The 25,209-nt window shown below is 38.3% G+C and carries 27 protein-coding genes; 15 read left to right on the plus strand and 12 right to left on the minus strand.

Annotated features, from left to right (window positions below):
* The first annotated feature begins 34 nt into the window (after positions 1 to 34).
* Genes ACOMC3_RS05860 through ACOMC3_RS05885 form a run of 6 tightly spaced genes read left to right on the plus strand, consistent with a single transcriptional unit; the run spans position 35 to position 5,960 of the window.
* Complete coding sequence (locus ACOMC3_RS05860) at positions 35 to 997, plus strand: stage II sporulation protein M (RefSeq protein ID WP_420318597.1); 963 nt, start codon at positions 35 to 37, stop codon at positions 995 to 997.
* Positions 978 to 1,868, plus strand: coding sequence for a hypothetical protein (locus ACOMC3_RS05865; protein WP_420318598.1), 891 nt, complete (start codon positions 978 to 980; stop codon positions 1,866 to 1,868). The genes ACOMC3_RS05860 and ACOMC3_RS05865 overlap by 20 nt, the downstream gene beginning before the upstream one ends.
* A complete protein-coding gene (locus ACOMC3_RS05870) occupies positions 1,852 to 2,526 on the plus strand; it encodes a DUF4129 domain-containing protein (protein WP_420318599.1) in 675 nt (224 codons plus the stop codon). Before ACOMC3_RS05865 ends, ACOMC3_RS05870 begins: the two co-directional genes overlap by 17 nt.
* Entirely contained in the window at positions 2,523 to 3,671 is a 1,149-nt protein-coding gene (locus ACOMC3_RS05875) for a DUF4350 domain-containing protein (RefSeq protein WP_420318600.1), read from the plus strand. Before ACOMC3_RS05870 ends, ACOMC3_RS05875 begins: the two co-directional genes overlap by 4 nt.
* Positions 3,668 to 4,639: an AAA family ATPase gene (locus tag ACOMC3_RS05880; RefSeq protein WP_420318601.1), complete on the plus strand. Its 972-nt coding sequence runs from the start codon at positions 3,668 to 3,670 to the stop codon at positions 4,637 to 4,639. The genes ACOMC3_RS05875 and ACOMC3_RS05880 overlap by 4 nt, the downstream gene beginning before the upstream one ends.
* A gap of 1 nt (position 4,640) precedes the next feature.
* Positions 4,641 to 5,960, plus strand: coding sequence for a DUF58 domain-containing protein (locus ACOMC3_RS05885; RefSeq protein ID WP_420318602.1), 1,320 nt, complete (start codon positions 4,641 to 4,643; stop codon positions 5,958 to 5,960).
* Between the two features lie 16 nt (positions 5,961 to 5,976).
* Here the strand turns inward: ACOMC3_RS05885 and ACOMC3_RS05890 are convergent, their stop codons facing one another.
* From ACOMC3_RS05890 to ACOMC3_RS05915, 6 genes are all read right to left on the minus strand, one after another.
* A complete protein-coding gene (locus ACOMC3_RS05890) occupies positions 5,977 to 6,342 on the minus strand; it encodes a VOC family protein (protein WP_420318603.1) in 366 nt (121 codons plus the stop codon).
* A 68-nt stretch (positions 6,343 to 6,410) separates the two neighbouring features.
* Entirely contained in the window at positions 6,411 to 8,579 is a 2,169-nt protein-coding gene (locus tag ACOMC3_RS05895; RefSeq protein ID WP_420318604.1) for a S9 family peptidase, read from the minus strand.
* Between the two features lie 130 nt (positions 8,580 to 8,709).
* A complete protein-coding gene (locus ACOMC3_RS05900) occupies positions 8,710 to 9,597 on the minus strand; it encodes a 3-hydroxybutyryl-CoA dehydrogenase (RefSeq protein WP_420318605.1) in 888 nt (295 codons plus the stop codon).
* A 112-nt stretch (positions 9,598 to 9,709) separates the two neighbouring features.
* Positions 9,710 to 10,774, minus strand: a complete 1,065-nt coding sequence (fbaA, locus tag ACOMC3_RS05905) for a class II fructose-bisphosphate aldolase (RefSeq protein WP_420318606.1) — start codon at positions 10,772 to 10,774, stop codon at positions 9,710 to 9,712.
* An 80-nt stretch (positions 10,775 to 10,854) separates the two neighbouring features.
* Entirely contained in the window at positions 10,855 to 11,001 is a 147-nt protein-coding gene (locus ACOMC3_RS05910) for a hypothetical protein (protein ID WP_420318607.1), read from the minus strand.
* 153 nt (positions 11,002 to 11,154) lie between these two features.
* On the minus strand, positions 11,155 to 11,484 hold the full coding sequence (locus tag ACOMC3_RS05915) for a DUF6249 domain-containing protein (RefSeq protein ID WP_420318608.1): 330 nt from the start codon (positions 11,482 to 11,484) through the stop codon (positions 11,155 to 11,157).
* Positions 11,485 to 11,609: 125 nt separating this feature from the next.
* Here ACOMC3_RS05915 and ACOMC3_RS05920 point away from each other — a divergent pair, with 125 nt between their 5' ends.
* Both ACOMC3_RS05920 and ACOMC3_RS05925 read left to right on the plus strand, forming a co-directional pair.
* Complete coding sequence (locus ACOMC3_RS05920) at positions 11,610 to 12,155, plus strand: RNA polymerase sigma factor (protein ID WP_420318609.1); 546 nt, start codon at positions 11,610 to 11,612, stop codon at positions 12,153 to 12,155.
* The gene (locus ACOMC3_RS05925) at positions 12,152 to 12,487 is read left to right on the plus strand and encodes a hypothetical protein (RefSeq protein WP_420318610.1); all 336 of its coding nucleotides are present in this window, start codon (positions 12,152 to 12,154) and stop codon (positions 12,485 to 12,487) included. The genes ACOMC3_RS05920 and ACOMC3_RS05925 overlap by 4 nt, the downstream gene beginning before the upstream one ends.
* Position 12,488: 1 nt before the next feature.
* Here ACOMC3_RS05925 and ACOMC3_RS05930 read toward each other — a convergent pair whose 3' ends face one another.
* The 5 genes from ACOMC3_RS05930 to ACOMC3_RS05950 all read right to left on the minus strand — a co-directional run bounded on the left by ACOMC3_RS05930 (position 12,489) and on the right by ACOMC3_RS05950 (position 14,468).
* Positions 12,489 to 12,881: a VOC family protein gene (locus ACOMC3_RS05930; RefSeq protein ID WP_420318611.1), complete on the minus strand. Its 393-nt coding sequence runs from the start codon at positions 12,879 to 12,881 to the stop codon at positions 12,489 to 12,491.
* 81 nt (positions 12,882 to 12,962) lie between these two features.
* Positions 12,963 to 13,217: a hypothetical protein gene (locus tag ACOMC3_RS05935; RefSeq protein ID WP_420318612.1), complete on the minus strand. Its 255-nt coding sequence runs from the start codon at positions 13,215 to 13,217 to the stop codon at positions 12,963 to 12,965.
* Position 13,218: 1 nt separating this feature from the next.
* On the minus strand, positions 13,219 to 13,467 hold the full coding sequence (locus ACOMC3_RS05940; protein ID WP_420318613.1) for a hypothetical protein: 249 nt from the start codon (positions 13,465 to 13,467) through the stop codon (positions 13,219 to 13,221).
* 23 nt (positions 13,468 to 13,490) lie between these two features.
* Complete coding sequence (locus ACOMC3_RS05945) at positions 13,491 to 14,201, minus strand: hypothetical protein (RefSeq protein WP_420318614.1); 711 nt, start codon at positions 14,199 to 14,201, stop codon at positions 13,491 to 13,493.
* Between the two features lie 6 nt (positions 14,202 to 14,207).
* The gene (locus tag ACOMC3_RS05950) at positions 14,208 to 14,468 is read right to left on the minus strand and encodes a hypothetical protein (RefSeq protein WP_420318615.1); all 261 of its coding nucleotides are present in this window, start codon (positions 14,466 to 14,468) and stop codon (positions 14,208 to 14,210) included.
* A gap of 129 nt (positions 14,469 to 14,597) precedes the next feature.
* Between ACOMC3_RS05950 and ACOMC3_RS05955 the strand changes: the two genes are divergently transcribed.
* Together ACOMC3_RS05955 and ACOMC3_RS05960 are read left to right on the plus strand one after the other, a co-directional pair.
* Positions 14,598 to 16,652 (plus strand): carboxy terminal-processing peptidase, encoded by a 2,055-nt coding sequence (locus ACOMC3_RS05955; protein ID WP_420318616.1) that lies wholly within the window; start codon positions 14,598 to 14,600, stop codon positions 16,650 to 16,652.
* Positions 16,653 to 16,697: 45 nt separating this feature from the next.
* Entirely contained in the window at positions 16,698 to 17,606 is a 909-nt protein-coding gene (locus tag ACOMC3_RS05960; RefSeq protein WP_420318617.1) for a DUF4097 family beta strand repeat-containing protein, read from the plus strand.
* Positions 17,607 to 17,655: 49 nt separating this feature from the next.
* On the opposite strand, the gene ACOMC3_RS05965 is transcribed toward ACOMC3_RS05960, so the two are convergent.
* Positions 17,656 to 18,201, minus strand: coding sequence for a carboxymuconolactone decarboxylase family protein (locus tag ACOMC3_RS05965; RefSeq protein ID WP_420318618.1), 546 nt, complete (start codon positions 18,199 to 18,201; stop codon positions 17,656 to 17,658).
* A gap of 224 nt (positions 18,202 to 18,425) precedes the next feature.
* Here ACOMC3_RS05965 and ACOMC3_RS05970 point away from each other — a divergent pair, with 224 nt between their 5' ends.
* The 5 genes from ACOMC3_RS05970 to ACOMC3_RS05990 all read left to right on the plus strand — a co-directional run bounded on the left by ACOMC3_RS05970 (position 18,426) and on the right by ACOMC3_RS05990 (position 25,105).
* Positions 18,426 to 20,402: an OPT family oligopeptide transporter gene (locus tag ACOMC3_RS05970; RefSeq protein WP_420318619.1), complete on the plus strand. Its 1,977-nt coding sequence runs from the start codon at positions 18,426 to 18,428 to the stop codon at positions 20,400 to 20,402.
* A gap of 140 nt (positions 20,403 to 20,542) precedes the next feature.
* Entirely contained in the window at positions 20,543 to 22,972 is a 2,430-nt protein-coding gene (locus ACOMC3_RS05975; protein WP_420318620.1) for an ABC transporter permease, read from the plus strand.
* Positions 22,973 to 23,053: 81 nt separating this feature from the next.
* Entirely contained in the window at positions 23,054 to 24,538 is a 1,485-nt protein-coding gene (locus ACOMC3_RS05980; protein WP_420318621.1) for a sodium-dependent transporter, read from the plus strand.
* Positions 24,535 to 24,645, plus strand: a complete 111-nt coding sequence (locus ACOMC3_RS05985; RefSeq protein ID WP_420318622.1) for a MetS family NSS transporter small subunit — start codon at positions 24,535 to 24,537, stop codon at positions 24,643 to 24,645. The genes ACOMC3_RS05980 and ACOMC3_RS05985 overlap by 4 nt, the downstream gene beginning before the upstream one ends.
* Positions 24,638 to 25,105, plus strand: coding sequence for a hypothetical protein (locus ACOMC3_RS05990; protein ID WP_420318623.1), 468 nt, complete (start codon positions 24,638 to 24,640; stop codon positions 25,103 to 25,105). Before ACOMC3_RS05985 ends, ACOMC3_RS05990 begins: the two co-directional genes overlap by 8 nt.
* The last annotated feature ends 104 nt before the right edge of the window (positions 25,106 to 25,209 follow it).

The raw sequence follows: 25,209 nt of genomic DNA on the forward strand, positions 1-25,209 counted from the left end.
CATATTTGAACTCCCTTTTTTAAAATAGGGAATAATGAAACAGGCAGTTTTTGTTAAGCTTAATCAGGAAAAATGGTCCGGGTATGAAAAAACACTGGATAAAGGAAGGACATCAGCAGATGAACTGGCTAAAATGTATGTCCATTTAACCGAGGATTTAGCATTTGCGCGAGCGAAATATCCGGGAACAACACTCACCGCATACTTAAACAAACTCTCCCTTAAGATCCATAACCTCATCTACAAAAATAAACCGGAGAGCAAAGGAAGATTTATCACTTTTTGGAAATACGAAGTGCCATTTGAAATGTCTCTTGCGGCCAAACCTATGGTATACTCGTTATTGATTATGGCAGCTGGTGTCTTAGTCGGTGTAATTTCCACCGCAAATGACACAACGTTCGCAAGATTGATTTTAGGTGATGCTTATGTAGACATGACACTGGAAAATATCAAAAATGGAGATCCAATGGGTGTTTATGGAAGCATGGATCAATGGAGCATGTTTTTAGGCATTACTTCTAATAACATCAGAGTATCATTTTTGGCATTCGTTTTTGGGATATTTACATCGTTTGGTACCGGAGCAATTTTATTTCGTAATGGCATCATGTTAGGAGTGTTTCATTATTTCTTTTTCCAGCAAGGATTTTTTGATGACACCATACTCACTATATGGGTCCATGGAACGATAGAGATCTCAGTAATAATTATAGCAGGCGGAGCGGGAATAAAAATGGGGAATGGGCTACTTTTTCCTGGCACTTACCCCAGGTTGACATCTTTTAAAAAATCAGCTAAAAGTGGGTTGAAAATAGTAATAGGACTCATTCCTTTTTTTATCATTGCTGGATTCATTGAATCTTTCATTACCAGATATACAGAATGGCCACTACTTGCAAAATTGGCCATTGTACTTTCATCGCTCGCTTTGATCATTTACTATTTTATTTATTTACCTATCAAAACCTATAATCATGACCATTCCAAAAATTGAATTTTATAAGCTCCGGGATTTCGGTTCCAAAATGAATGCCACTGTTGAGTTTCTCAGGGAGAATATGGGAAGGCTATTCCTTAATCTTTTGCTGATTGGTGGACCTTTGGCGCTCGTCTTAAGCTTGCTATTCAATAATTTATTTTCGGCGATGGGAGATGCCGCTAACCTGGGAAGTGATGCGGAGGCTTTAGGTTTCTTTGCTTTGCTAGGTGGTAATTATTTTCTCATGATGCTCATTAGCTGGCTAGCTGTTTCAATGATTATATCGGTGACGTTTAGTTACATGAAGTTGTACAATGAAGGTGTGGCAAAAGAAACACCTGTTGGCGATGTGTTTAGAACTTCAATGAGTAAGTATGGTGGGATTTTGTTATTAGGTTTTTTGATCACTTTGGTGACAATTTTTGGAATGTTCTTCTTTTTTATTCCGGGTATTTTTCTTGGAGTGACTCTGTCGCTTGCCTATCCCATTTATGTTTTTGAAGATATTTCTCCATTAAATGCATTTAGTAGAGCATTTATTCTGATTAAGGGAAAGTGGTGGAGCACATTTGGATTATTATTTGTCACAATAGTAATGGCCTATGTTGTTCAGATGGTGTTTTCACTTCCATTCATGGTTGTTTACCTCGCTAAAATTTTCACACTTGTAGAGGATATGGAGCAAAACACAAATGATCCAACCGCCATATTTGAAATCTTTACATCCGGATATATGACAGTTGCAATGGCCATATCAATGGTTGGCAGCTATCTCACCTACAGTATTCCATTGATAGGTATAGGTTATCAGTATTCGAATCTTGTAGAAAGGTCAGAAGGTAGGGGTTTGATGAACGAAATCGAGGGTTTTGATAAAGAAGCTTAGGTTATTCAGTATACTGCTTTTTTTCTTTTTACACTTTTCACTTAATGGAAAAGAGCCTTCGCTACGATCGTTCGATGAAGAGCGAATGAAAGAGTATAAGCAGCAAAACGAATTTGGGTATATGCGCTATGTCGCTACACCTCCTTCAATTTGGGAGAGGTTATCCTGGTGGTTTCAAAGTATGCTTGAACGCATATTTATGAATCCCAATACGCCTTGGCTTGTTCGCATCATGTACTATGGAATTTTGATGCTCATTGTGGGCGCTGCAATATGGTATATTGTGAGATTGAGGTACGGAAGAGCATTGCTACCAAATTCAAATAGCTACCGTGTAGGTGTGGATCAAATAAAGAATATTGAGGTTGAGGATTTTGATTCTTTAATTCATGATGCTGTGAAAGAGAATAAATTCTCATTGGCCATTCGATATGAATATTTAAAAGCGCTTTCATTCTTAGCTCGCAATGAACTAATTAAACTTAAGGAATCTAAATCCCCGCTCGATTATGAGCGTGAGCTAAGTGTTGAATTGTCTAAGGATTATAAAGAGTTAGCCAAACTATTTGAGTATGTGTGGTATGGGGAATTCGAGGCAGGTGAAAAAGAGTATAAAGAAGGAAATGCATTGTCGAATCTCCTGGAACAAAAGCTATGAGGAAGGGAGAGAAAATCTATTTGATCATTTTTATAGCCTTGTTTGTAGCATATGTTATTGGTGATATTCTTGCTCCAAAGCCTGTAAACTGGACTGTTACTTTTAGCCATAAGGATAAGAATCCGTTTGGAACATACATCTTAAATGAGCGTTCTGAAGACATTTTCAAATCGCCTTTCAGTGTTACTCACTCAACCATTGCTGAGATAGATGAAGCTGATAATCTGCTGATTTTGGCTGATGGAGCAGATGTTTTCGGCCCTGATTTACGAAGCTTACTTAATCACCTTAACAAGGGGTCCCATGTGTTAATTGGTGCTAACCAGTTTTCATCTGCTCTAATGGATACGTTAGCATTTGAAATTTCTGTTAGCTATCACATACTAGACCAGACCATATTTGAGGCAGCTTCTAGTGAAGTAATTCTTAATGATTCAATTAGTTATTCATACCCTTTTTCATTAGTGTCCAATTATTTTGAATTAAATGACCCATCGAATTGGACGATTCATGGACAAATTGCCAATGAACAGCCAATCATAATATCAAGAGAAATAGGAGAGGGAAGAATCACCCTTTGTTCTACACCGTATGTTTTCACCAATTTTGGTTTATTGGTCAATGATAACTATCCAGCCACAGCATCTATATTGTCACTCTTACCAGAAAAATCCACTCATTTTACATTGTTTTATCACCTGGGAAAAGCAGAGGCCACCACACCTTTTAGGTATTTTTTAAGACAAGACGCTTTAAGGTGGTCATTGTATATGGGACTTTTTAGCGTGTTGGTATTTTTGATAATTTCTTCAAGAAGAAATCAAAGACCTATACCTGTGATTTCTCCACCTGATAATTCAACTATTAACTATGTGAAGACATTGGGGGCACTATTTTATAGTGAGCGTGATCATAAAAAAGCTGCTCTTCGGCTGATCAGTCATTTTTTGCATAGAATAAAAGAACACTATAATCTTTCTGTTACATATGAAGAGAGATTTTATAAACACTTAAGTACAAAATCCGGTGTAGACCTGGAAATGGTAATTAAAACATTCGAAAGGATCCTCTTTATTCGAGAAAGCGACCGAATTTCTGAGGAGACACTAATTGATTTAACAAAGAAAATTGAACGATTCAAATGAGCGATTTTACTAATAGAATTGATTTGAGTGAGCTATCTGATAAGGTGAGCAAACTCAAGGAAGAAGCTTCAAAAGCCTTGGTTGGCCAACGCGAGATGATGGATCTTATGCTTACCGCAATGTTTGCAGGAGGTCACGTATTGGTTGAGGGAGTACCTGGAATTGCCAAAACACTTTCAGCAAAGCTGTTAGCCAAGCTAGTAGAATCTGATTTTAAGCGGATTCAATTTACTCCAGATCTAATGCCTTCTGATGTGCTGGGCACCTCAATTTTTAATCCAAAAGTCGGATCTTTTGATTATAAAAAAGGCCCTATTTTCACCAATATTGTATTGATTGATGAAATCAATCGAGCCCCAGCAAAAACTCAAGCTTCACTCTTTGAGGTGATGGAAGAAAAGCAAGTTTCTAATGATGGTCAAACATATTTACTGGAGGATCTATTCATGGTGATGGCCACACAAAATCCGATCGAACAGGAGGGAACCTACCGTTTGCCTGAAGCTCAGTTGGATCGTTTCCTGTTTAAGATTGTTGTAGACTATCCTGAAAATGGCGAAGAAGCACAAATTCTTCAACTAGCCAGCAAAAACCTAAATCATCATAAGCTGGATTTTATCCAACCAGTCATCAATAAAGATGAAATAGTTGCGCTGCGCAATCATCTTGAGAATGTAGTGCTTAAGGATTCATTAATCGATTATCTGGTAAAATTGATTGCAATGACCAGGGATCACCATTCGCTGTATTTGGGCGCTTCCCCACGTGCCTCCATTGATTTAATGAAAGGTTCAAAAGCTTTTGCCGCAATTCAGGGTAGGGATTTTGTTACACCAGAGGATATAAGAAGGCTATTCCGTCCTGTCGTAGAGCACCGAATCATACTTTCTCCGGAAGCTGAACTTCAAGGCATAACCATTAAAGAAGTAACTGAGCAGATTCTACAGCAGGTAGACGTACCTAAATAGCATGAAGCTGTTTCCCACATATCGATTTTATGTGATTGCTATTGCTTTGTCGCTTGCCTTATTTCTTGGCTATTATTTCCCATTCATTTATAGCCTGGCGAAAGCAACAACCATTGGATTTATTCTTTTGATTATCACCGATATTATGTTGCTCTTTTTCACCGGTGGGAAGGTGCTGCTGGAAAGACAAATGGCTGAGCGATTTTCTAATGGTGATGAAAATGAGGTATGGATTCACTTAAAAAATTCTTATGGCTTTATGATTGGGATTGAGGTGATCGATGAATTACCACCCCAATTTCAATTACGTGATTTCAAACTCAATTTTAGACTTTCTTCTGCTGAAAATATTCAAGCTAAGTATACGCTTAAGCCACTGGAAAGGGGAGAGTATGAATTTGGACGAACCAATGTAATGGTGACCTCCAGGCTTGGGTTAATTACACGTCGGTTTCGGCAAGGTCAACCAAAAATTGTTAAAGTATATCCCTCCTTTCTTGATATTGAAAAATATGAACTAGCTGCTATTTCACAGACATTGAGACTGAGTGGTCAAAAGCGAATGAAACGAATAGGACAAAGCACGGAGTTTGACCACATAAAAGAATATGTGACTGGAGATGATCCTAGACATATTAACTGGAAAGCGTCTGCTCGAAGTAGTGAGCTAATGCTCAATCATTACATCGACGAGAAGTCTCAGTCAGTGTATGCTATAGTAGATAAAGGTCGTCCAATGAAAATGCCTTTCGAAGGAATGACCTTGTTGGATTATGCCATTAACTCTTCGTTGATATTTTCAAATGTAGCCATGAAAAAAGGCGATCGAGCAGGCTTGGTTACATTTCAACACAAGCCCGATACTTTCATTCCGGCTCAAAAGAGAAACCTACAGATCAGCTTTTTACTTGAGGCATTGTATAACCAAGAGACACAGTTTAATGAGCCGGATTTTGCAACACTATACTGGTTTTTGACACAAAAAATTAAGCAAAGAAGTCTGCTGTTATTATATACCAATTTTGAATCCATTTATTCCTTGGAGCGGCAGTTACCTTATCTAAAGTTGATCAATAGGCATCATTTATTATTACTCATTTTTTTTAAGAATACGGAACTTGATAAAGTGATCAATGAACCTGCGGATAATACCTTGGGCATCTATAATAAATCCATTGCAGAGCATATTGCTGATGAAAAAGCCAATATTCAAAAATTACTGCATCAGCATGGTATCATGTCGTTATATACTAGTCCAGACAATCTAAATACCAACGTGATAAATAAGTACATCGAGATTAAGACCAAACGGTTATTATGACACATTGAACATTAAATCAATGTTCCTCTCCGAACATGATTCTGTGACCGTCGATGGTACGGATTCCAAATTCCCTCTGACCCCAGGGTTTGGTTTCAATAGTTGATAATACTTCTACTTTACGATTGGTCAAATCCTCAAATAGCGCATCGATGTTTGAAACTTCGATGTATCCAAAATAGGAATGATTATTGGTTTCATGTGCGGAAACATCGTCTTTACATTCTCCAAGCATGATGATAAAATTATCACGATCTAAAAGTGCCCAACCATCGATTTCCCATTGAAGATTCATTCCAAGAATATTGTGATAATATTCAATTGATCTTGATAGATCTTGGACAGCAAGTACGTATCGTGTGCCTGTGATTTTTGAAGCCATGGTATAAAATAATAAAAAAAGCCCTCCTGATCTGCAGGAAGGCTTGAAAGCTATAAGTTATTTTTTGCTTATTCCGTTATCCCTTCCAAATCGAGTAGGAATGAATACTGAAGAGCGGTCGTTTTATATCGCTTAAATCGCCCCGATGCACCTCCATGTCCGGCTTCCATATCAGTATCAAGAATTAGCGTATTGTTATCAGTCTTCATATCTCTAAGTTTTGCTACCCACTTAGCAGGCTCCCAATATTGTACTTGAGAATCAAATAAGCCCGTGGTAACTAACATATTTGGATAATCTTGAGCAGATACGTTATCATAAGGTGAGTAGGACATCATGTACTCATAGGATTCCAATTCCTTTGGATTACCCCACTCATCAAATTCGTTGGTAGTGAGCGGAATGGTCTCATCCCACATAGTAGATACTACGTCTACAAATGGAACTGCAGCCAAAATACCATTATACAATTCAGGTGCTAGATTTACTACAGCTCCCATCAAAAGTCCACCAGCACTACCGCCTTGAGCATAAAGATGCTCTGATGAAGTGTAGTTTTCTGAAATCAGATATTTCGAGCAATCGATGAAGTCATTGAAGGTGTTCATTTTCTTAAACATCTTACCATCTTCATACCACTGACGACCCATCAATTGACCCCCTCTGATATGTGCGATGGCAAAAGCAAAACCTCTGTCTAATAAGCTCAATCTTACAGAACTAAAACTTGCATCGATGGTAGATCCATATGATCCATATCCATATTGTAGTAATGGACCATTGCCATTTTTTTCAAACCCCTTTTTGTACACGATCGAAATTGGCACTTTTTCTCCATCACGTACTGTGGCCCAGATGCGTTCTGTTACATAATCCTCTGGGTTATGACCGCCTACAACCTCTTGGCGTTTCATTAAAGTTTTTTCCTTTGTCTCCATATCATAGTCATAGGTTGAATTTGGAGTTGTCATCGAGGTATACCCAAATCGCAAAATTTTTGAATCAAACTCAGCATTGACGGAGATATAGGCATTGTAGGCAGGTTCTCCAAAATCCAGGTAATGCTCATCACCAGATTTTTGGTTGATGATTCGAAGATTAGTAAGTCCATTCTCACGTTCATCTACTACCATATATTCATTGAAAAGCTCAATACCTTCAAGTAATACATTATCACGATGTGGAATAACTTCTTTCCAGTTAGATTCAGCAGTATTATTAACTGATGTCTCCATCAATTTGAAGTTCGTTGCATCTCTGTTTGTGACGACATACCACTTATCCTCGAAGTGAGAGATTCCATATTCATGGGCGTTTTCATCTCTTGGAATAAATTGTTGGAAATCACCTCTGGGATTATCAGCATTTAAAACATGATAATCGCTTACCAATGTGCTGCTATTCCAGATTATAACATAATCATCAGACTTAGATTTGTATACCCCGATATAGAATGAAGGATCTTTTTCATGATAGACCATTACATCCATCTCAGGCTGAGTACCTAACTCATGACGGTATATCTTCTCAGAAAGAAGGGATACTTTGTTTTTGGCTGTATAGAAAAATGTTTTGTTATCATTGGCCCATGCACCACCTCCAGTAGTGTTCTCAATTTGATCGCCGAATAACTCTCCGGTTTCTAAATTCTTAAACCGAATCGTATATATTCTTCTACTTAATGTATCCTCAGCAAATGCAAGGATTTTGTTATCTGGACTTACATTTAATCCCCCGGCTGCATAGTATCCATATCCCTCAGCCATTTCATTAACATTCAGGAGTACTTCTTCTTTTGAATCCAGGCTTCCTTTTTTTCTACAATAGATAGGATATTCTCCGCCTTCTTCATATCGGGTGTAATACCAATAACCATTAGATAAGTATGGTACTGATTCGTCTGTTTGTTTGATTCTACCTACAATCTCCTCATATAGTTTTTCCTGAAGGCTCTCAGTGTGAGACATGATCGTTTTCGTATAATCATTTTCAGCATTTAGATAAGCTAATACTTCTTTGGTATGCTCATCAGGTTCTGCTGCTCTTTTTTGTTCATCACTCAGACGCATCCAGAAATATGGATCGACTCTGGTTTGTCCATGCTCTTTTAAGATGGTATCAGCCTTCGCTGCAACAGGTGCATCTGGTCTCATAGGTTTATCTTCTTTCGCTTGATTTGTACATGCCGCAAGCAGTATTATCCCTGCCAGCATAGCAATTGAATGGAATTTTTTCATTGTTTGAAGTGAGTTTTAAATGGGGAAGTTCCCAACACACTCAAAAATATCCTAATTCATTTATATGATCGGTACAAATAAAAAAAGACAGATACTCACACCTGTCTTTTTCGGTAATCAGTTCAAAATTTTACTTAAACATTCCACTAACAACCAGATCCTTCGATCCTGGCGTGTATTTGTAAAACCCTTCACCTGTTTTTGCTCCGAGATATCCTGCAGTGACCATATTTACTAATAGAGGACATGGGGCATATTTAGGATTTCCAAATCCTTCATAAAGCACATTCATAATTGAAAGACATACATCCAAACCAATAAAGTCTGCCAATTGAAGAGGTCCCATTGGATGAGCCATACCTAGTTTCATCACGGTATCAATCTCCTCAACTCCAGCAACTCCTTCATGAAGGGTAATAATAGCTTCATTGATCATTGGCATCAGGATTCTGTTTGCTACAAAACCAGGATAGTCATTTACTTCGACTGGAACTTTTCTTAGGTTCTTACTCATTTCCATGATGGTAGAAGTGGTTTCGTCAGATGTGGCATATCCGCGAATTACCTCAATGAGTTTCATGACTGGAACCGGATTCATAAAGTGCATACCTATCACTTTATCTGGGCGATTTGTTGCAGCGGCAATTTTGGTGATGGAGATTGAAGAAGTATTCGTGGAAAGAATTGCTCCTTCAGGTGCATGTGCATCCATGGTCTCAAATATCTTTTTCTTAATGTTGAAGTTTTCGGTAGCTGCTTCCACAACAAGATCAGCATTTTTCACACCTTCTTCGGTTGAAGTATATGTGGAGATATTTTTAAGTGCTGCTTCTTTATCATCTGCTGATATTTTTTCTTTTTGAACCATCCGGTCCAAATTTTTGGCGATCGTGGCTACAGCCTTTTCTAGTGCTGCTTCATTTATGTCTATCAATGAAACATTATAACCACTTTGTGCAAAAACATGAGCTATCCCATTACCCATGGTACCACTTCCAATTACTGATATATTTTTCATTTCAATTATATTGAGTTCCATTTAAAACATGGGTATTCTGAACTTGTTTCCAGAATCCATTAGTAAAAAGACAAAAAAATACCCTGAGCCAGGCTCAGGGCATATCCGATTTTTAGTTGTTTTTATCAACACAGTTTAAATCTTCGAAAGCGATCTTCAATCGATCAACGAAAGTTTTTTCTGCTTCTCGAATCCAAACTCTTGGATCGTACTTTTTCTTGTTTGGTTTATCTTCTCCTTCCGGATTACCAATTTGTCCCTGAAGATAGCCCTCATTGGCTTGATAGTAACCTCTTACCCCGTCCCAGTATGCCCATTGAAGGTCTGTATCAATGTTCATTTTGATCGCTCCATAAGAAATTGCTTCTCTGATTTCATCTCTGGAAGATCCCGATCCACCATGGAAAACAAAATTCACAGGATTGTGACTCGTGCTATGTTTTTCTTGAATGTGGTCTTGAGAGTTTTTAAGGATAATAGGAGTAAGCTTTACATTCCCAGGTTTGTAGACCCCATGAACATTTCCAAATGCTGCTGCAATCGTAAAGTTATCGCTAACCTCTTTCAATTTTTCATAAGCATAGGCTACTTCCTCAGGTTGAGTATACAGCATTGAATTATCAACGTCAGTGTTATCAACGCCATCTTCTTCTCCTCCTGTAACTCCAAGTTCTATTTCAAGGGTCATACCCATTTTATCCATTCGCTTGAAGTACTCAACACAAGTACCGATGTTATCTTCAATTGGCTCCTCTGAAAGGTCAAGCATGTGGGAAGAGTACAATGGCTTTCCAGTTTGCTCAAAATGCTTTTCGCCAGAGTCAAGTAATCCGTCAATCCATGGTAAAAGTTTTCTGGCAGCATGATCTGTATGTAGAATAACTGTCACACCGTAGGCTTCAGCTAGCTGATGCACATGGTGAGCGCCAGCAACTCCGCCTGCGATAGCAGCTGCTTGTCCATCATTCGATAGACCTTTTCCTGCCATAAAAGCAGCACCTCCATTCGAGAATTGGATCATTACCGGAGAGTTGATGTCTCTGGCTGCTTCAAGTACTGCGTTTACCGTACTTGAGCTGGTTACATTGACTGCTGGTAATGCAAAATTATTTTCGTTGGCATAGTTCAGTAGGTCTGTAACCTCCTGTCCGGTAAGTACACCAGGTCTGAATTTCATTGTGTAAGAGTTTGAGTGTTGTTTAACAGAATTTTCGTTCCGCAAATATAGCCTCTCCTCTTAGGAATGAAAACGTTAGATCATGCTTCGTTGTAGGCTTGTTGAAGATTGACAGGGTCAATTTTGGGATCGGAATCTATTAATTGGGATTCCTTCTCCCATTTATAGGATGCTACTGCGAATAGTATGATCAGATACAGAAGTTTGATTAGGATTTTCCACTTCATAGGACTAGTTAGACACAGTAAGGCGCCTAAAGGTTTAAAACGTTTGCGAAAACATTTATAGTTTAATGATAAAGTTAATAAAAAAGGCGCAACACCTTGATATTGAGTTTATTGACCTTTGAGTTGCGCCAGTACTTTAAAGAGTACCAATTTTTAGTCCATTTCCTTTTTCATTAAAGCATAATAGGTAAGGAACCCAATAGCGATACAAACAGCTTCAATTCCATAAGGCATTGCTTCATCTCCATCTAAACCCATGCTATCAATGATAATTAACCCAAGACCTCCAAATAAAACTATCAATCCCCATTTAAGAGCATTGTGTTTATTGCCTTGTTTGCTGAATAGGTTTGCCGTTTCGGCATTTACCATATCCTTGTCAATAAGTTTTTTCTTTAGCGAATAATTGGTCAAAACAGATACAAATAGTATTACAGATCCGAAGACTGAAATAATCGCTACAATAGGTATTAAATCGTGCATAATTGTCTAATTTTTATGTTGAACATCTTTTCAGGTGTGACATGACCTACATGAAGATATGTTGCAGAAATAAAAAAATAATTTTTTGCAACATATTTCTTTAGTCAATTGACATATAGGTATCCATGGATGAAAAACAACTGGTACGTCAGGTTTTAAGTGGGAGTGATTCCGCTATTCGTTTACTTATAAGTAAGTACGAGCGGCTGGTTATTCACATGGTAACTCGAGTAGTTTCAAATGATATGGATCGTGAAGAGCTTTGTCAAGATGTTTTTATTAAAGTGATTGATAAATTGAACAGCTTTCATTTTGATTCGAAGCTTTCCACATGGATTGCAACAATTGCTTATCGTATGGCAGTTAATTTTGCGAAAAAGAAAAAACTGGAACAAGTTGGGTTAGAGGAAGTAGCTTTTAAAGTAGGCGAAATAAATGATGTCACTGAAGAGCAGGATATGAAGAAATTCATTTTAAGGCTTGTGGAGCAGCTTCCACATAGTTATAAAACAGTTTTATCATTATTTTACCTGGACGGCTTTAGTTATCCGGAAATAGTTGAGGTAACCGGAATGCCTGAGGGAACCGTAAAGAACTATATTCACAGAGCCCGCCAAAAATTAAAAGTTATTGTAGAAGATCATGCAAGAAGGGAGGTAGCATTACTATGAAAAAAATAGAAGAATTGATAGAAGAGGCTTTAAGAACAGAGCCCTCATTTCAATTGAAGTCAGACTTCAAAGATCGAGTGATCAAAGCAATCAGACGAAGAGAAAAAAGAAGCCAACGTAGATTATATCTGTGGATGGCATTAGGAACGCTGGTAATATTTGGATTTGGATATGCAACAATCGCATATTTTATGCCATCAGTCTTAAATACCTTTCAGACATTGAAAGGAGGCAATCAAATTGTACCCTTAGCTGTGTTGATAGGTGTAACAGTCGTTTTGATTCAATACTTAGATAAGCGACTGATAAAAGACAAGATGCTCCATATGTAAACTATAAGAATGGAGCATCTATCGGTTCCCAAAGTTCTATCTTCCTGCCTTCAGGATCCATGATCCAGCCAAACTTGCCGTATTCAAACTCCTCTATCTCGCCCACAATCTCAACGCCTTCTTTTTTCAATGCTTCGAGCAGCTCTACCAAGTTCTCTACCCGATAATTGAACATGTACTCTTTATTGCTGGGATTAAAATACTTGGTGTCTTTTGAAAATGGGCCCCAAGCTGTGGTACATTCTTTCTCTTTTTCCTCATGATCCCGCCATTTAAATAGCCCCCCATATTGGTCCGACTCAATCCCAAGATGCTGTCTGTACCAATCCTTCATTTTTTCAGGATCATTCGTTTTGAAGAAGATACCACCAATGCCTGTTACTCGCTTTTTCATAGTTGTCTTGTTTGATCCAAATAAAGCGAGAAAAATATCTTGGTAAAAAAGAAATGCAAAAATCACCTGAAAGGGTGAGGACTATCTTCCCTCTCTACATTCAAGGTAGAGTTCCATTGCCCGCTCCGCTTCAGCTTTGGCCATGGTTGCTTCTGCAGCTTTTGTTTGAGCAATTTTGGAAAGCTCATCAGCTCTTTCTTTTTCTGCCTTCGTTTGACTCATCGCCTCCACTATCACCATTCTTTCCTTTTCTGCTTCATCTGCTTTAATAAATGCAAAGACTATTGATAAAACCGAAATAATAGTTAATAGAATAATTAGGATGTTCTTTTTCATTTTACTTATTTCTCGATTCACATTCTGCGATTGCTTCTTCAGCCATTGCTCGCTGCATAGCTGCTTCAGCAGCAGCTTCTAGGGCTAGCGCTTTTTGTTGTTCAGCTAGCTTACTAAGCTCCTCAACCTGTTCTTTTAATTGACGTGCATTTTCCGCCTCATATTCCGCTTCATTAGCTTTGATCTTTGCATAAGTCATTGCAAAAGCAATAAATAAGATGAGTATTCCTATTACTGCATTCTTTTTCATAATTGTAACGGTTAGAAATTAGATTATTTGTTCTTGGACATACACTCTTCTAATGTCATAGCAGCAAGTTCTGCTTGGCGTCTCGCCTCAGCTGCTGCCTCCATTGCTTTCTCCGCTTCTGAATCTGCTCTCATTCGTTCCTCAATGGCTTGTTTTTGAGCAATTTCTGCTCTGATTTTTTCCTTTTCAGCTTCATCAGCTTTGATAAAAGAGAAAATCATAAAGGAAAGGCTTATGAGCCCCATCAAACAGAAAGTGACTATTTGTGTTGTTTTGTTCATTTGTCTTCTGATTATAAATCGATCAAGTAAATAAATAAATGCTAAATAGGTAACGATAAATACGGTTAACTCAGACTCAAAATAAGTAGCCGGGAGCAATGCGATTACACCCGCCAATTTCAGAATATCTACCCAGTGCTTGTCTTCTCTTGACTGGTATCTTTGAAAATAGATAAAGGCTAGAACCGCCGCTGCAAGTGCTGGCAGCCAGCTACCAATCTCAGCATAATATTCAGCGCGTATTTGGATAGCAATTAGCCAAACCAATAGCGAGAGAATAACGGCTAATCTATAAGCCTTGTGAGGGTTGTTTAAATTGAAATAATAGACAGAGACTAATCCAATAAGTAGCCCAACTCCTCGACCGCCAAGGTTCCAATCATAGGTGTTAGAAAGAATTAAGATCAGGCACAGAATAAGCCACGGAAGTCCATATTTTGTTAAATCCTTCATTGGCCCTTACATTTTGATAATTCCATATAGTCTATTGGCCTCCTCAGCATTTTGCAATGCATCAGCTTCAGCTGCTCTGGCTCTGGCAGCTTCATCTACCGCTATTTTTTGTAATCGAATAACTTCTTCTCGCAAATCATTTGCCTCTAACTCGGATTGTGTCATTCGGTTCTCAAAGTCTTTTGACTTGATAAATGAAAAGAAAGTCAGAGTGATTAGTATAAACCCGATAACAAGTAAAAGTGTACCCAGTGCGTACTTTTTCATACATGTTAAATTTTATTAAAAATACTGGTTTTGGCTCACTATTTGAACCACTCACAAAAAATCAGCTATTTTTAAAATCAATCTTTTCAATATTGCGTTGAAAGAGTACGTCTAAAAAATTTACTACATATGAATAAGTTGCTGTTGATTGCCGGGTTTGTACTTCTAACTTCTTTTGGAATCTCAACTGAATACAGAAGTGATATTCAGCTTTTACTGGAAGGAGATACGTTAAAAACACTGGTCCCTAAAGAGGAGCACCCAAGTGAAGCTTATGTTATAACCAATCTTTTAAAGAGAATTCACTACCGTAAACTTCCATTGAATGATTCAATATCGTCCGTAATATTTAACAACTATTTTGAATCTCTTGATCCAAACAAGGCTTACTTCTATGATTCTGATATCGCCAAGTTTGAAAAACTTAGATATGAATTAGATGATCAGATTCAAGAAGGTGAACTCCAGTTTGCATATGATGTATTTGATATTTACCGTAGACGAGCATTAGATCAAATAGACAATATATTTAACCTCTTAGATACCGAGTTTGATTTCTCCAAAAACGAGACTTACGTTTTTGATAGAGAAGATTCTGACTGGCCTACCAGTCAAGAGGAACAAAATGAGATATGGAGAAAGATCATAAAGAATCAAGCACTAAACTATAAACTGACGGGGCGGGAATGGGATGATATTTCGGAGAGCCTTAAGAAAAGATACCAACGCATTCAAAAGGCCATTTACCAATACAATAGTGAAGATGTGTTTCAGAGCTACATGAATGCATACACGAATGCCTATGATCCTCATACAGATTATTTCTCTCCGCCAGACGCAGAGAATTTTCAAATCGACATGAGCCTTTCCTTGGAAGGAATTGGTGCTCGTTTAATGCAAAATCTGGATTATACTCAGGTTGCCGATATCATCCCTGGAGGACCTGCATATAAAAGCAAGCAGTTGCAAAAGGATGACAAGATCATCGGGGTAGCACAAGGCGATGATGGGGAATTTATTGATGTCATTGGCTGGAGGCTGGATGATGTTGTAGCAAAAATCCGTGGACCAAAGGGATCAATTGTTCGACTTCAGATCCTCAAAGCCAGTGAGGGCATTAATGCTCTGCCAGATACTTTAAGACTTGTCAGAGATAAGATTAATTTGGAGCAGCAGGCGGCAAAGTCTGAAATGATTCCAATCTCGGAGGGCAATACAACCTACAATTTGGGTGTGATTACTGTACCTAGTTTCTATTTAAACTTCGAAGAACTACGTGCTGGAAAAGAAGACTACAGAAGCACTACCAGGGATGTTAGGAAACTCATTACAGAACTTGAAAGCCAAGGAATGGATGGATTGTTAATTGACCTAAGATTTAATGGTGGTGGCTCATTGCAAGAAGCAATAGAAATGAGTGGTCTATTTATACCAGACGGTCCAGTTGTGCAAGTAAGAAATTATGATCAATCAGTGGATAAAATGGACGATGAAGATGGTGGAGAAGTATTTTACGATGGACCTTTGGCTGTTTTGGTGAATCGTGGAAGCGCATCTGCATCCGAGATTTTTTCAGGTGCAATCCAGGATTACAAAAGAGGAGTGATCATAGGGGAAAGCACTTTCGGAAAAGGAACGGTGCAGAACGTGATCGATTTGAGTCGTTACATAAGAAATCCTGAGCTAAATCTTGGTCAAATAAAAATGACACTAGCTAAATTCTACCGTGTAACCGGAAGTAGCAATCAGAGAGTAGGGATCGCTCCTGATGTACAATTTCCTTCAATCTATTCACCTGAAGATTTCGGTGAAGGAAGCAGAGAGAATGCCTTGCCTTGGGACGAAATTGCAAGTGCTAGTTATAAACCAACAAACACAGTTTCTGAAGAGCTACTGGATTATTTAAATGAACTCTATCGTAAGGATTTAAATACAGATCCAGACTTGCAAAAGCTGGTACGGGATATTGAAAAAGCTAGAGAAAATAGAAACCGAAAGTCTGTGTCACTTAATCTTGAGACGCGACGAGAAAATTCGAATAATGACGATGATGATCTTGCAACAAATGTTGATGATTCAGAGATTTCTGGGAAGGATGCCATCGATGAAAAGCTAAAAAATGATCCATACCTTAAAGAAGGCCTTCGATTATTAGCTGCAATGAAAAAATATAAGGTGGGATAAAGCAACCATTTACTGAAATCTTCATCTTTAATTAAAAACTACATTATGAAGAAGTTTCTTTTTTCTATTGCCGTATTAATTGCATTTAACTCACTTTCTCAAAACATACTTGCAAAAGCTGAGCTTGAAGCAGAAAATGTTGAAGAAGTAAGAATTGAAGGATCTTTCGTTGACATCTATGTTAACTCTGGTGACCGGGTTTATTTCAAAGGAGTGATTACTGGAAACGGAGATGAAGGGGATTATGAATTTGAGACAGATATTGTTGGAAAGACTCTTGTTATTAGAGTTGATCGAGAAACCAATAGAAGCTGGAGGAATTACCGCATTGAGGAATCTAGAATAGATTTAACCATTACAGATGGCGTGCGATTAGATATAGATAACTCTTCAGGGGATATAAATGTAGCAAACCTTCGAGCTTCTGAGTCCAAAATTGAAGCCTCAAGTGGTGACATTACTCTCAGAAGTATAATTGCAAATCTTGAAGTAGAAACTTCTAGTGGTGATATTGATATAGATGGACTTACAGGCGATTCTGAGATTGAATCCACAAGCGGAGATCAAGACATTTTTAACTCCAGAGGTAATATTGATACTCGGGCGAGCTCTGGAGATGTGACTGTATCCGGCTTTAATGGCAAGATAGAGATACAAACGACATCAGGAGATGTTGAGATTAGAGAAGGGGTGGGAGGACTTAAGATTCGTACCAGCTCAGGAGAAATTGATGGATATAAAGTTGAAGTAAATGATAATTGTTATTTCGATGCTACTTCTGGCAACATCGAAATAGATTTTTTGAATGACCTGGATGAATTGAGTTTCGATTTAACAGCAACTTCAGGGGACTTAGAAGTAGGCAATAGATCTGGTGAAAAACGATTGGTAATAGACAGAGGTGGCTACAAAATTAACGGTACCACGTCCAGTGGTGATCAGGAATACGAATAAAAAAAGACTGGAATTATCCAGCCTTTTCTGTGACCAATCAAAATCTTAATTAAACGTGTTCCAGCTCTGGAGCAATTGGGAAATCAATATCCGTATCAGAAATGTGATTTGTATAGTTGGTTATGGTGTTTACTGCAATTAGACCAATTAGTTCGGCTAAAGCTGCTTTATTATAACCAACTGAAAAGAAGTTGTTGATAAACTCTTGGTCTGGGTTACCACGCGCTACTGTGATCTTCTTTGCTAATGCTGATAACGCTTTCAATTTTTCGTCTGCAATATCTCCAGTTCTAATTTCAATTGTTTGATCTTCGGTCAGGCCTTGCATTTTTCCAACTGCAGTGTGTGCTGCTAAGCAATAATTACACTCGTTAGCTTGTGCTACTGCTAATGCAATAGTCTCTATTTCCTTACCTGAAAACTCACCTTTTGACAATGTATTGTTGAGGTCAAGAATGCCTTTTAGCGCTTTGGAAGAATTGCCAATCGTAGCATATACATTTGGGACATTTCCTATTTTTTCCTTTAAATCATCAAAAATACCTTTTGATTCATGGTTAGCTTCTTCGTAAGACAATACTTCTAGATTTTTCATAATGCTTGTTGTTTTTGTTAACTACGACACTAAACAGATCATTGTCTATTGCGTTCGTGGAATTTCCTTTCATCACATGATGTGTCATCGGCTTGACGGTGTAGGGAATCTTGGCAATAGTTGGGAACTCAATCAGGGTCGAGGGATCCATTTTTGTTTAATCCAATACAAATAGACATTTTTGTCGGTGATCAAAAAATCAACCTAACTCTAAACCCACTTAAATGGAAAAACCTTATATCGATTCGAACACCAGTCTACCAGAAATTACAGTAAAGGCGGTCATATTAGGAGCTTTACTATCTGTAGTGCTTTCAGCAGCCAATGCATACTTTGGGCTCTTTGCCGGTCTTACTGTCTCAGCATCAATTCCAGCAGCTGTTATCTCAATGGCACTTTTGAAGGTTTTCAAAAACTCCAATATTCTGGAGAATAACCTGGTACAAACGGCGGCATCAGCAGGAGAGTCACTTGCTGCTGGCGTCATCTTTACCATTCCTGCATTAGTGATTATGGGATACTGGGAGGAATTCAACTATTTTGAAACCATGGCCATTGCTATGTGCGGGGGAATATTGGGTATTTTGTTCACTATCCCATTAAGGAGAGCATTGATCGTAGAGGAAAACCTAAAGTTTCCAGAAGGCGTAGCAACGGCAGAGGTACTGAAAACTGGTGAAGAAGGGGGTAAAGCTGTCAAGTATTTGGTGTGGGGATCCATTATAGGGGGGCTATTTAAGTTAGCAGACTCAGCTCTTAATTTGTGGAGTGGTCTTTTTGAGAAAGCAACACTTATTGGACAAAAATTCTATGGCTACTTCAGCTTAAATCTTTCTCCAGCTTTAGTTGCAGTTGGTTATATAGTAGGGCTTAATATTTCTTTTCTTGTATTTTTTGGAGGGGTTATAACCTGGTGGATTGCAATGCCTGTTTACATTGGATCGAATGGATTTGATGCAGTAGCTGCTGAACTTGTTGAGCTTGGAAGTTTTTCAAGTGTCAGTGATGTTAATGCTGACAATTTGGGAGGAGCACTTTGGAGTGCAAAAATGAGATATCTAGGAGTGGGCGCAATGGTAGTAGGAGGTCTATGGGCACTATTAAGTCTGGCAGGATCATTAGGAACGGCGTTTAAAGCGGGTATTTCCGCATTTAAAAAGGGTGGTACTTCTATGAAAGATCAGATTAGAACTGATATGGATACACCTATGTCATGGGTGATTATTGCAATTGGTGTAATGATTGTTCCAATCTTCCTTATTTATCAATCCGCAATTGGTGATGTAACAGTGACGATAACTATGACAATGATTATGGTTGTTGCTGGATTTCTATTTGCAGCAGTAGCAGGCTATATGGCAGGGCTGGTCGGTAGTTCGAATAACCCAATTTCTGGAGTAACCATTGCAACCATTCTATTTGCTTCTATTTTACTACTGACCTTAATGGGAACCGGCAATGATCTGGCAGGAGCCGCAGGTGCCATTCTGATTGGCGCAGTGGTGTGCTGTGCCGCAGCGATTGCTGGTGATAACATGCAGGATCTGAAAGCTGGACATATTTTAGGAGCTACACCATACAAACAACAAATTATGCAAGTGGTAGGTGTTGTAGCCGGAGCGCTTGCAATACCTATTGTTTTAAATATTCTATTGATAGGGAATGGTATTGGAGCACCAACACCCGAACAACCAGAAGCGTTAGCTGCTCCTCAAGCTACCCTTATGATGAGTGTGGCTCAAGGAATTTTTGGAGGTGGCTTACCATGGAACATTATTTACATAGGAGCAGGTATCGCTGCTGCAATTATTGCGTTTGATCAATACTTAAAATCGAAAGGTTCAAATTTCAGAATGCCGGTTCTTGCCGTAGCGGTTGGTCTATATCTACCTTTTGAGCTAGATTCATCCATTTTTGTCGGAGGTGTACTTGCATATTTATTAACAAAATCAACGAAATCGAATAAGAATATTGAAAGGGGTAATAATGCTGGTTTATTACTTGCTTCTGGCCTTATTACTGGGGAGGCTTTAATGGGAATTTTAATCGCAGGCCTAACGGTAGGCGTTATGAAATCGGGAGGCGATCCAAATGCAATGAGAATATTTGAAGATGCCTCTAGTTGGCCTGGATTAATCATTTTTGGTTTGATTATCTACTTCATCTATAAAACGGTAATCAAAGTATCTAAAGAAGACTAATCTTGTTCGAAATCGAACGAATTATGTGTACACCTGGCTTCACTTTTTAAACTGGAGTCAGGTGTATTTTTTTGTAAATCAGATAGTTAAGTATTCTGGCATGGTTTTGATCCTATACTAATTTGAAAACCTAGATGACCATGCTCAAGAATTATTTAAAAACGGCCATAAGAAATCTCGGTAGATATAAAGTCTACACTTTTCTCAATGTTTTAGGTCTTGCTTTAGGCATAGGATGTGCCTTGGTTATTTATAAGGTAATAGTTTTTGAAAATAGCTTTGACACCCATCAGACTAATTTTGATAAAATATATCGAATTGTTAACCAGAGCATAAGAGCAGGTGAGGTTAGTAAAGGAATGGGAACACCTCATCCGGTGGGTCCAGCTCTCCGAGAGGATTTCCCGGAAATAAAAGAAGTTGTAAGAATTCATTATGAGTACGGAGATCAGATCAATGTAAAAGAGGGTCACGATATCAAGAAGTTTCTCATAGAAGAGGGAGTCGTATATACTGAAAATCAATTTTTTAAAATCTTCGCTACTCAATTCCTAGCGGGCGATAAAGAAACTGCTTTACGTGAACCTTACACCGCCGTAATTTCAGCATCTCAATGCAGAAAAATTTTTGGAGTAGAAGAAGGTGATGAAGCTAGCGTAATGGGTGAGACAATAAATGTAGGCAACTTGGCAGATTACAAAATTGTTGGTGTCATTACTGATCCACTTGAGGCGACTAATTTTCCGTTTACTGTTTTGCTTGAGTACAATGGCCAGTCTGCAAATAATCCTTATTTCGGAGAGGGAAAAAGATGGCGTTCTACCAGCTCCAATACAAATACTTATATACTTGTCGGCGAAGGTTTTCATCAGCAAGCATTCAACAATAAGCTACTTGACTTTGTAGACAAGTACTATGAAGAGGGGGCTTCAGAAAGAAGAAGGTTTGTTTCTCAGCCACTTGAAGAAATACATTTCGATGACGAATATGGCAATTACATTTATTCTACTTCCCCGGAGCTAATTAAAGCACTTGCCATCATTGCAATCTTTTTAGTCCTAACTGCATGCATCAATTTTATCAACCTGGCTACAGCACAAGCTGCCAATCGATCAAAAGAAATAGGTATACGAAAAGCAATTGGTGGCTATTCTGGACAGTTGGTTGTGCAGTTTTTTACAGAGATAACTCTCATTACATTGGTTTCTCTGTTCTGTTCATTAGCGATTGCAGAATTCCTTTTTGTCCAGCTGGAAGATGTGATTGGTACCCGATTAACTCTGGACCTTTTTGTTGGGTTTGAGACACTTGGATTTATGATCCTGCTTTTGATTGTGGTGAGCTTCTTGTCAGGATTTTATCCATCCATTTTGCTTAGCAGCATGAATACGGTTCAGGCACTGAAAAGTAAGATCACTTCCAAAGATCATTCAGGAGGTCTGAACTTTAGAAAAACGCTTGTAGTAGCACAATTCACCATTTCTCAGTTTCTCATCATAGGAACTGTTATCATATCTGCTCAGATGCGATATTTCATGGAAAAGGATCTTGGATTTGAAAAAGAAGCAATTATTAAGAGTTACCTACCGGAGAGAGACATTGTAAAAAATGATCGATTTAAGCATTTGATGCTTGAACACCCCGCCATTGAGAATGTGACTTTCTCTTTAAGTTCTCCAACAGGAAATTCTAATTCTCACTCTAATTTCAATTACCCTCCATTGGAAATTGAAGAGGACTTCAATGCGAGTTTCAAGCCAGCGGATGAAGAGTATGTAAACCTTTATGGATTAGAACTTTTGGCCGGAAGAAACCTCCTTTCAACAGACAGTATCAATTATGTTATCATCAATCAGAAAATCGCTGACCTGATGGGATTTAAAGATGATTATCCAGGTGCTCTTGGAGAGAAGCTAACGTCTGGTTGGAAGCGAAATGACTTAAAAGTGATTGGCGTGATGAAGGACTTTCATTCTCAGGATTTAAGTGAAGACTTTCAATATGTGATGTTGTTAAGAGATCCAGAAGTCTTCTATGAAGTCGCTTTTAAGACTAGAGAAGGGGCTAACGTAAAGCAGGCAATTACTCATTTTGAAGATTCCTGGGAAAGGATATACCCGGAGTTTGTAATCAATTGGCAATTCTATGATGAAGAATTAGCTGAGAATTATGAACAAGAGCAAAGTGTAGCTACCTTAATGAGCACCTTTTCAGTAGTTTCAATCATAATTGGGTGTTTAGGATTGTATGGATTGATAGCTTTCATCGCATCTAATCGTACCAAGGAAGTTGGTATTAGAAAGGTTTTGGGTGCTTCAATTTTGAGTATTATAGGCAAATTCACCAAAGAAGTTTTTGTGCTGGTAATTGTGGCATTTTTAATAGCAGCACCTGTTGCTTACTTCATTTTAAATAAATGGCTCAATGATTATGAATTCCGCATAGATTTAGGAGTGGGATTCTTCTTGGTGGCTTTCATAGTTACGTTACTAATAGCAGCCATAACGGTAAGCCACCGTACCATCAGTACTGCATTGATCAATCCTGCTACCACATTGAAGGACGAGTAAATCCCTTTATAAAAAATGCCTCCTGAAGCCTAACAAACTTTCGATATATTTGGCGGATTCGCAGAATGCAATTCGCAACATATGAGTAAAGAACAGTTTAGTAATAGATGGGGAATTGTCCTTGCTGCTCTAGGCATGGCCATTGGAGCAGGAAATCTTTGGAGGTTTCCTCGACTTGCAGGTCAATATGGTGGTTCGTTTATCCTTTTATGGATTTTGTTCCTATTTATTTGGTCTATTCCGCTGTTGCTCTCTGAATTCGCAATCGGTAAAAAATTCAAAAGTGGGGTGATTGGAAGCTTTGCCCAATTTGCTGGTAAGAAGTATACCTGGATGGGATTCTTCATAACCATCTGTACGTTGGGTATTGCGTTTTACTACTCTATTGTGACTGCCTGGTCGTTTAGATATTTAACTTTCTCAGTAAGTAACATTTTTAAAGATGCCACTTTAAAAGAGACGCTTCAATCAAATCCGGACTACCTCGCAAATTTTTGGAATGGAATCTCCAACGGAGACTGGACCACTGTTATTGTGTACATCTGTGTTATTTTCCTGGCAGCATTTATTTTAATAAGAGGAGTGAAAAATGGTTTGGAGAAAGCGAATAAACTGCTAATACCAAGCTTATTCATTCTTTTGATAATCATTGTATTTGTGTCGTTGAATATGGATGGTGGTATAAGAGGGCTGGAGTACATGTTTGCTATTGACTGGTCGCTTTTTAGTAATCCTACCATATGGATTGAGGCGCTTTCACAATCAGCGTGGAGTACTGGCGCTGGTTGGGGATTGATGATGACGCTTTCAGCCTTTTCCAGAGACAATGAAGATGTGACTCTTAATACATTTATTGGGGCATTTGGTAACAATACAGCTTCATTGTTATCTGGCATGGCGATACTACCTGCCGTTTTTGCTTTAGCCGCATCCGATGCAGAGGCAATTTCATACTTACAAAGCGGCAATCAGGCCTTAACGTTTACCATTATACCAAAACTTTTTGCCAACATTCCAGGAGGTGATTATCTATCAGCCTTATTTTTTCTGGCACTATTTGTAGCCGCATTTAGCTCTCTGTTGCCAATGATTGAGCTGTTTTTACAGAACGTAGCAGATTTGAATATCTCTAAAAGGAAAACGCTTATAGTGGTTATTGTTTGCTTCATAGCATTTGGTTTTCCCTCCGCATGGTCTTTGGATTATTTCTCCAATCAAGATTGGGTTTGGGGTGTTGGCTTAATAGTTACAGGCTTATTTATTTTGATTGCTGTAGCCATGAATAACCCATCTAAGTTTAAAGAATCAACAATAGATGTTGGGTCAGATATGATCTTGCCATCCAAATATTTTCACTTCGCCATCTTCGCGAATATTGCGATTGGATTTTTTCTCATATACTGGTGGCTTTCACAAGATTTTAGCTCAACCTGGTTCAATGAAGAAGGGCAATGGGATCTATTTGGAATATACAGTAATGCGTCAACCATTACACAATGGGTCATGGTCCTGGTGGTGGGGATAGTATTAAATGGATATTTATATAAGAAATTTGTAAAGCAATGAGCACAGGAGCAATTGTAAGTATGCTAATCATCCTCACAGTAGTTGTGGGTGGATTCCTTTATTTTTTAACCAGAGCAATAAAAAAAGAACGAGATATCAATGGATAAAATAGACCCTTTAAATCAAGTAGCTGATTTTCACAGAACCTTTAGACATCCCATTTTAGACACTCCTCAAATTCCTTCCGAGGATCGATGCAAACTAAGAGTATCCCTGATAGCTGAGGAATTGAAAGAGTTTCAAGAGGCTATCGAAGATAAAGACCTTGTAGAAATCGCCGATGCATTATGTGACATTCAATATGTACTTTCAGGTGCGGTTCTAGAGTTTGGGCTTGGTGATAAATTCAGAGATTTATTTGAAGAAGTGCAACGCTCTAATATGAGTAAAGCCTGTAAAACCGAAGAGGAGGCAAAGCAAACCGTAGATCATTACAAAAATGAGAAGGATACAGAGGCCTATTACGAAGAAAGAGATGGTAAATGGCTTGTTTATAGAGTTGGAGATAATAAAACACTGAAATCCATCAATTATTCTCCTGCTGATTTAAAGAAAATTCTGCAATAGAAGGCATATTAAGATTCATTAAATTTTTAGTAAGTATAAAGAGGATTGGCAGGGAATTCGTTTCCTGTCTTTTTTATTTACGGGCATTGGTTTTTTTGATTGTT

The organism is Ekhidna sp., from assembly GCF_965212185.1.
Taxonomy (GTDB): domain Bacteria; phylum Bacteroidota; class Bacteroidia; order Cytophagales; family Cyclobacteriaceae; genus Ekhidna.

What these genes read in the sequence shown, in the direction of transcription:
- ACOMC3_RS05860 (WP_420318597.1), top strand. Translation starts at nt 35, where the DNA reads ATGAAACAGGCAGTTTTTGTTAAGCTTAATCAGGAAAAATGGTCCGGG.
- ACOMC3_RS05865 (WP_420318598.1), top strand. Translation starts at nt 978, where the DNA reads ATGACCATTCCAAAAATTGAATTTTATAAGCTCCGGGATTTCGGTTCC.
- ACOMC3_RS05875 (WP_420318600.1), top strand. Translation starts at nt 2,523, where the DNA reads ATGAGGAAGGGAGAGAAAATCTATTTGATCATTTTTATAGCCTTGTTT.
- ACOMC3_RS05880 (WP_420318601.1), top strand. Translation starts at nt 3,668, where the DNA reads ATGAGCGATTTTACTAATAGAATTGATTTGAGTGAGCTATCTGATAAG.
- ACOMC3_RS05885 (WP_420318602.1), top strand. Translation starts at nt 4,641, where the DNA reads ATGAAGCTGTTTCCCACATATCGATTTTATGTGATTGCTATTGCTTTG.
- ACOMC3_RS05890 (WP_420318603.1), bottom strand. Translation starts at nt 6,342, where the DNA reads ATGGCTTCAAAAATCACAGGCACACGATACGTACTTGCTGTCCAAGAT.
- ACOMC3_RS05895 (WP_420318604.1), bottom strand. Translation starts at nt 8,579, where the DNA reads ATGAAAAAATTCCATTCAATTGCTATGCTGGCAGGGATAATACTGCTT.
- ACOMC3_RS05900 (WP_420318605.1), bottom strand. Translation starts at nt 9,597, where the DNA reads ATGAAAAATATATCAGTAATTGGAAGTGGTACCATGGGTAATGGGATA.
- fbaA (WP_420318606.1), bottom strand. Translation starts at nt 10,774, where the DNA reads ATGAAATTCAGACCTGGTGTACTTACCGGACAGGAGGTTACAGACCTA.
- ACOMC3_RS05910 (WP_420318607.1), bottom strand. Translation starts at nt 11,001, where the DNA reads ATGAAGTGGAAAATCCTAATCAAACTTCTGTATCTGATCATACTATTC.
- ACOMC3_RS05915 (WP_420318608.1), bottom strand. Translation starts at nt 11,484, where the DNA reads ATGCACGATTTAATACCTATTGTAGCGATTATTTCAGTCTTCGGATCT.
- ACOMC3_RS05920 (WP_420318609.1), top strand. Translation starts at nt 11,610, where the DNA reads ATGGATGAAAAACAACTGGTACGTCAGGTTTTAAGTGGGAGTGATTCC.
- ACOMC3_RS05925 (WP_420318610.1), top strand. Translation starts at nt 12,152, where the DNA reads ATGAAAAAAATAGAAGAATTGATAGAAGAGGCTTTAAGAACAGAGCCC.
- ACOMC3_RS05930 (WP_420318611.1), bottom strand. Translation starts at nt 12,881, where the DNA reads ATGAAAAAGCGAGTAACAGGCATTGGTGGTATCTTCTTCAAAACGAAT.
- ACOMC3_RS05935 (WP_420318612.1), bottom strand. Translation starts at nt 13,217, where the DNA reads ATGAAAAAGAACATCCTAATTATTCTATTAACTATTATTTCGGTTTTA.
- ACOMC3_RS05940 (WP_420318613.1), bottom strand. Translation starts at nt 13,467, where the DNA reads ATGAAAAAGAATGCAGTAATAGGAATACTCATCTTATTTATTGCTTTT.
- ACOMC3_RS05945 (WP_420318614.1), bottom strand. Translation starts at nt 14,201, where the DNA reads ATGAAGGATTTAACAAAATATGGACTTCCGTGGCTTATTCTGTGCCTG.
- ACOMC3_RS05950 (WP_420318615.1), bottom strand. Translation starts at nt 14,468, where the DNA reads ATGAAAAAGTACGCACTGGGTACACTTTTACTTGTTATCGGGTTTATA.
- ACOMC3_RS05955 (WP_420318616.1), top strand. Translation starts at nt 14,598, where the DNA reads ATGAATAAGTTGCTGTTGATTGCCGGGTTTGTACTTCTAACTTCTTTT.
- ACOMC3_RS05960 (WP_420318617.1), top strand. Translation starts at nt 16,698, where the DNA reads ATGAAGAAGTTTCTTTTTTCTATTGCCGTATTAATTGCATTTAACTCA.
- ACOMC3_RS05965 (WP_420318618.1), bottom strand. Translation starts at nt 18,201, where the DNA reads ATGAAAAATCTAGAAGTATTGTCTTACGAAGAAGCTAACCATGAATCA.
- ACOMC3_RS05970 (WP_420318619.1), top strand. Translation starts at nt 18,426, where the DNA reads ATGGAAAAACCTTATATCGATTCGAACACCAGTCTACCAGAAATTACA.
- ACOMC3_RS05975 (WP_420318620.1), top strand. Translation starts at nt 20,543, where the DNA reads ATGCTCAAGAATTATTTAAAAACGGCCATAAGAAATCTCGGTAGATAT.
- ACOMC3_RS05980 (WP_420318621.1), top strand. Translation starts at nt 23,054, where the DNA reads ATGAGTAAAGAACAGTTTAGTAATAGATGGGGAATTGTCCTTGCTGCT.
- ACOMC3_RS05985 (WP_420318622.1), top strand. Translation starts at nt 24,535, where the DNA reads ATGAGCACAGGAGCAATTGTAAGTATGCTAATCATCCTCACAGTAGTT.
- ACOMC3_RS05990 (WP_420318623.1), top strand. Translation starts at nt 24,638, where the DNA reads ATGGATAAAATAGACCCTTTAAATCAAGTAGCTGATTTTCACAGAACC.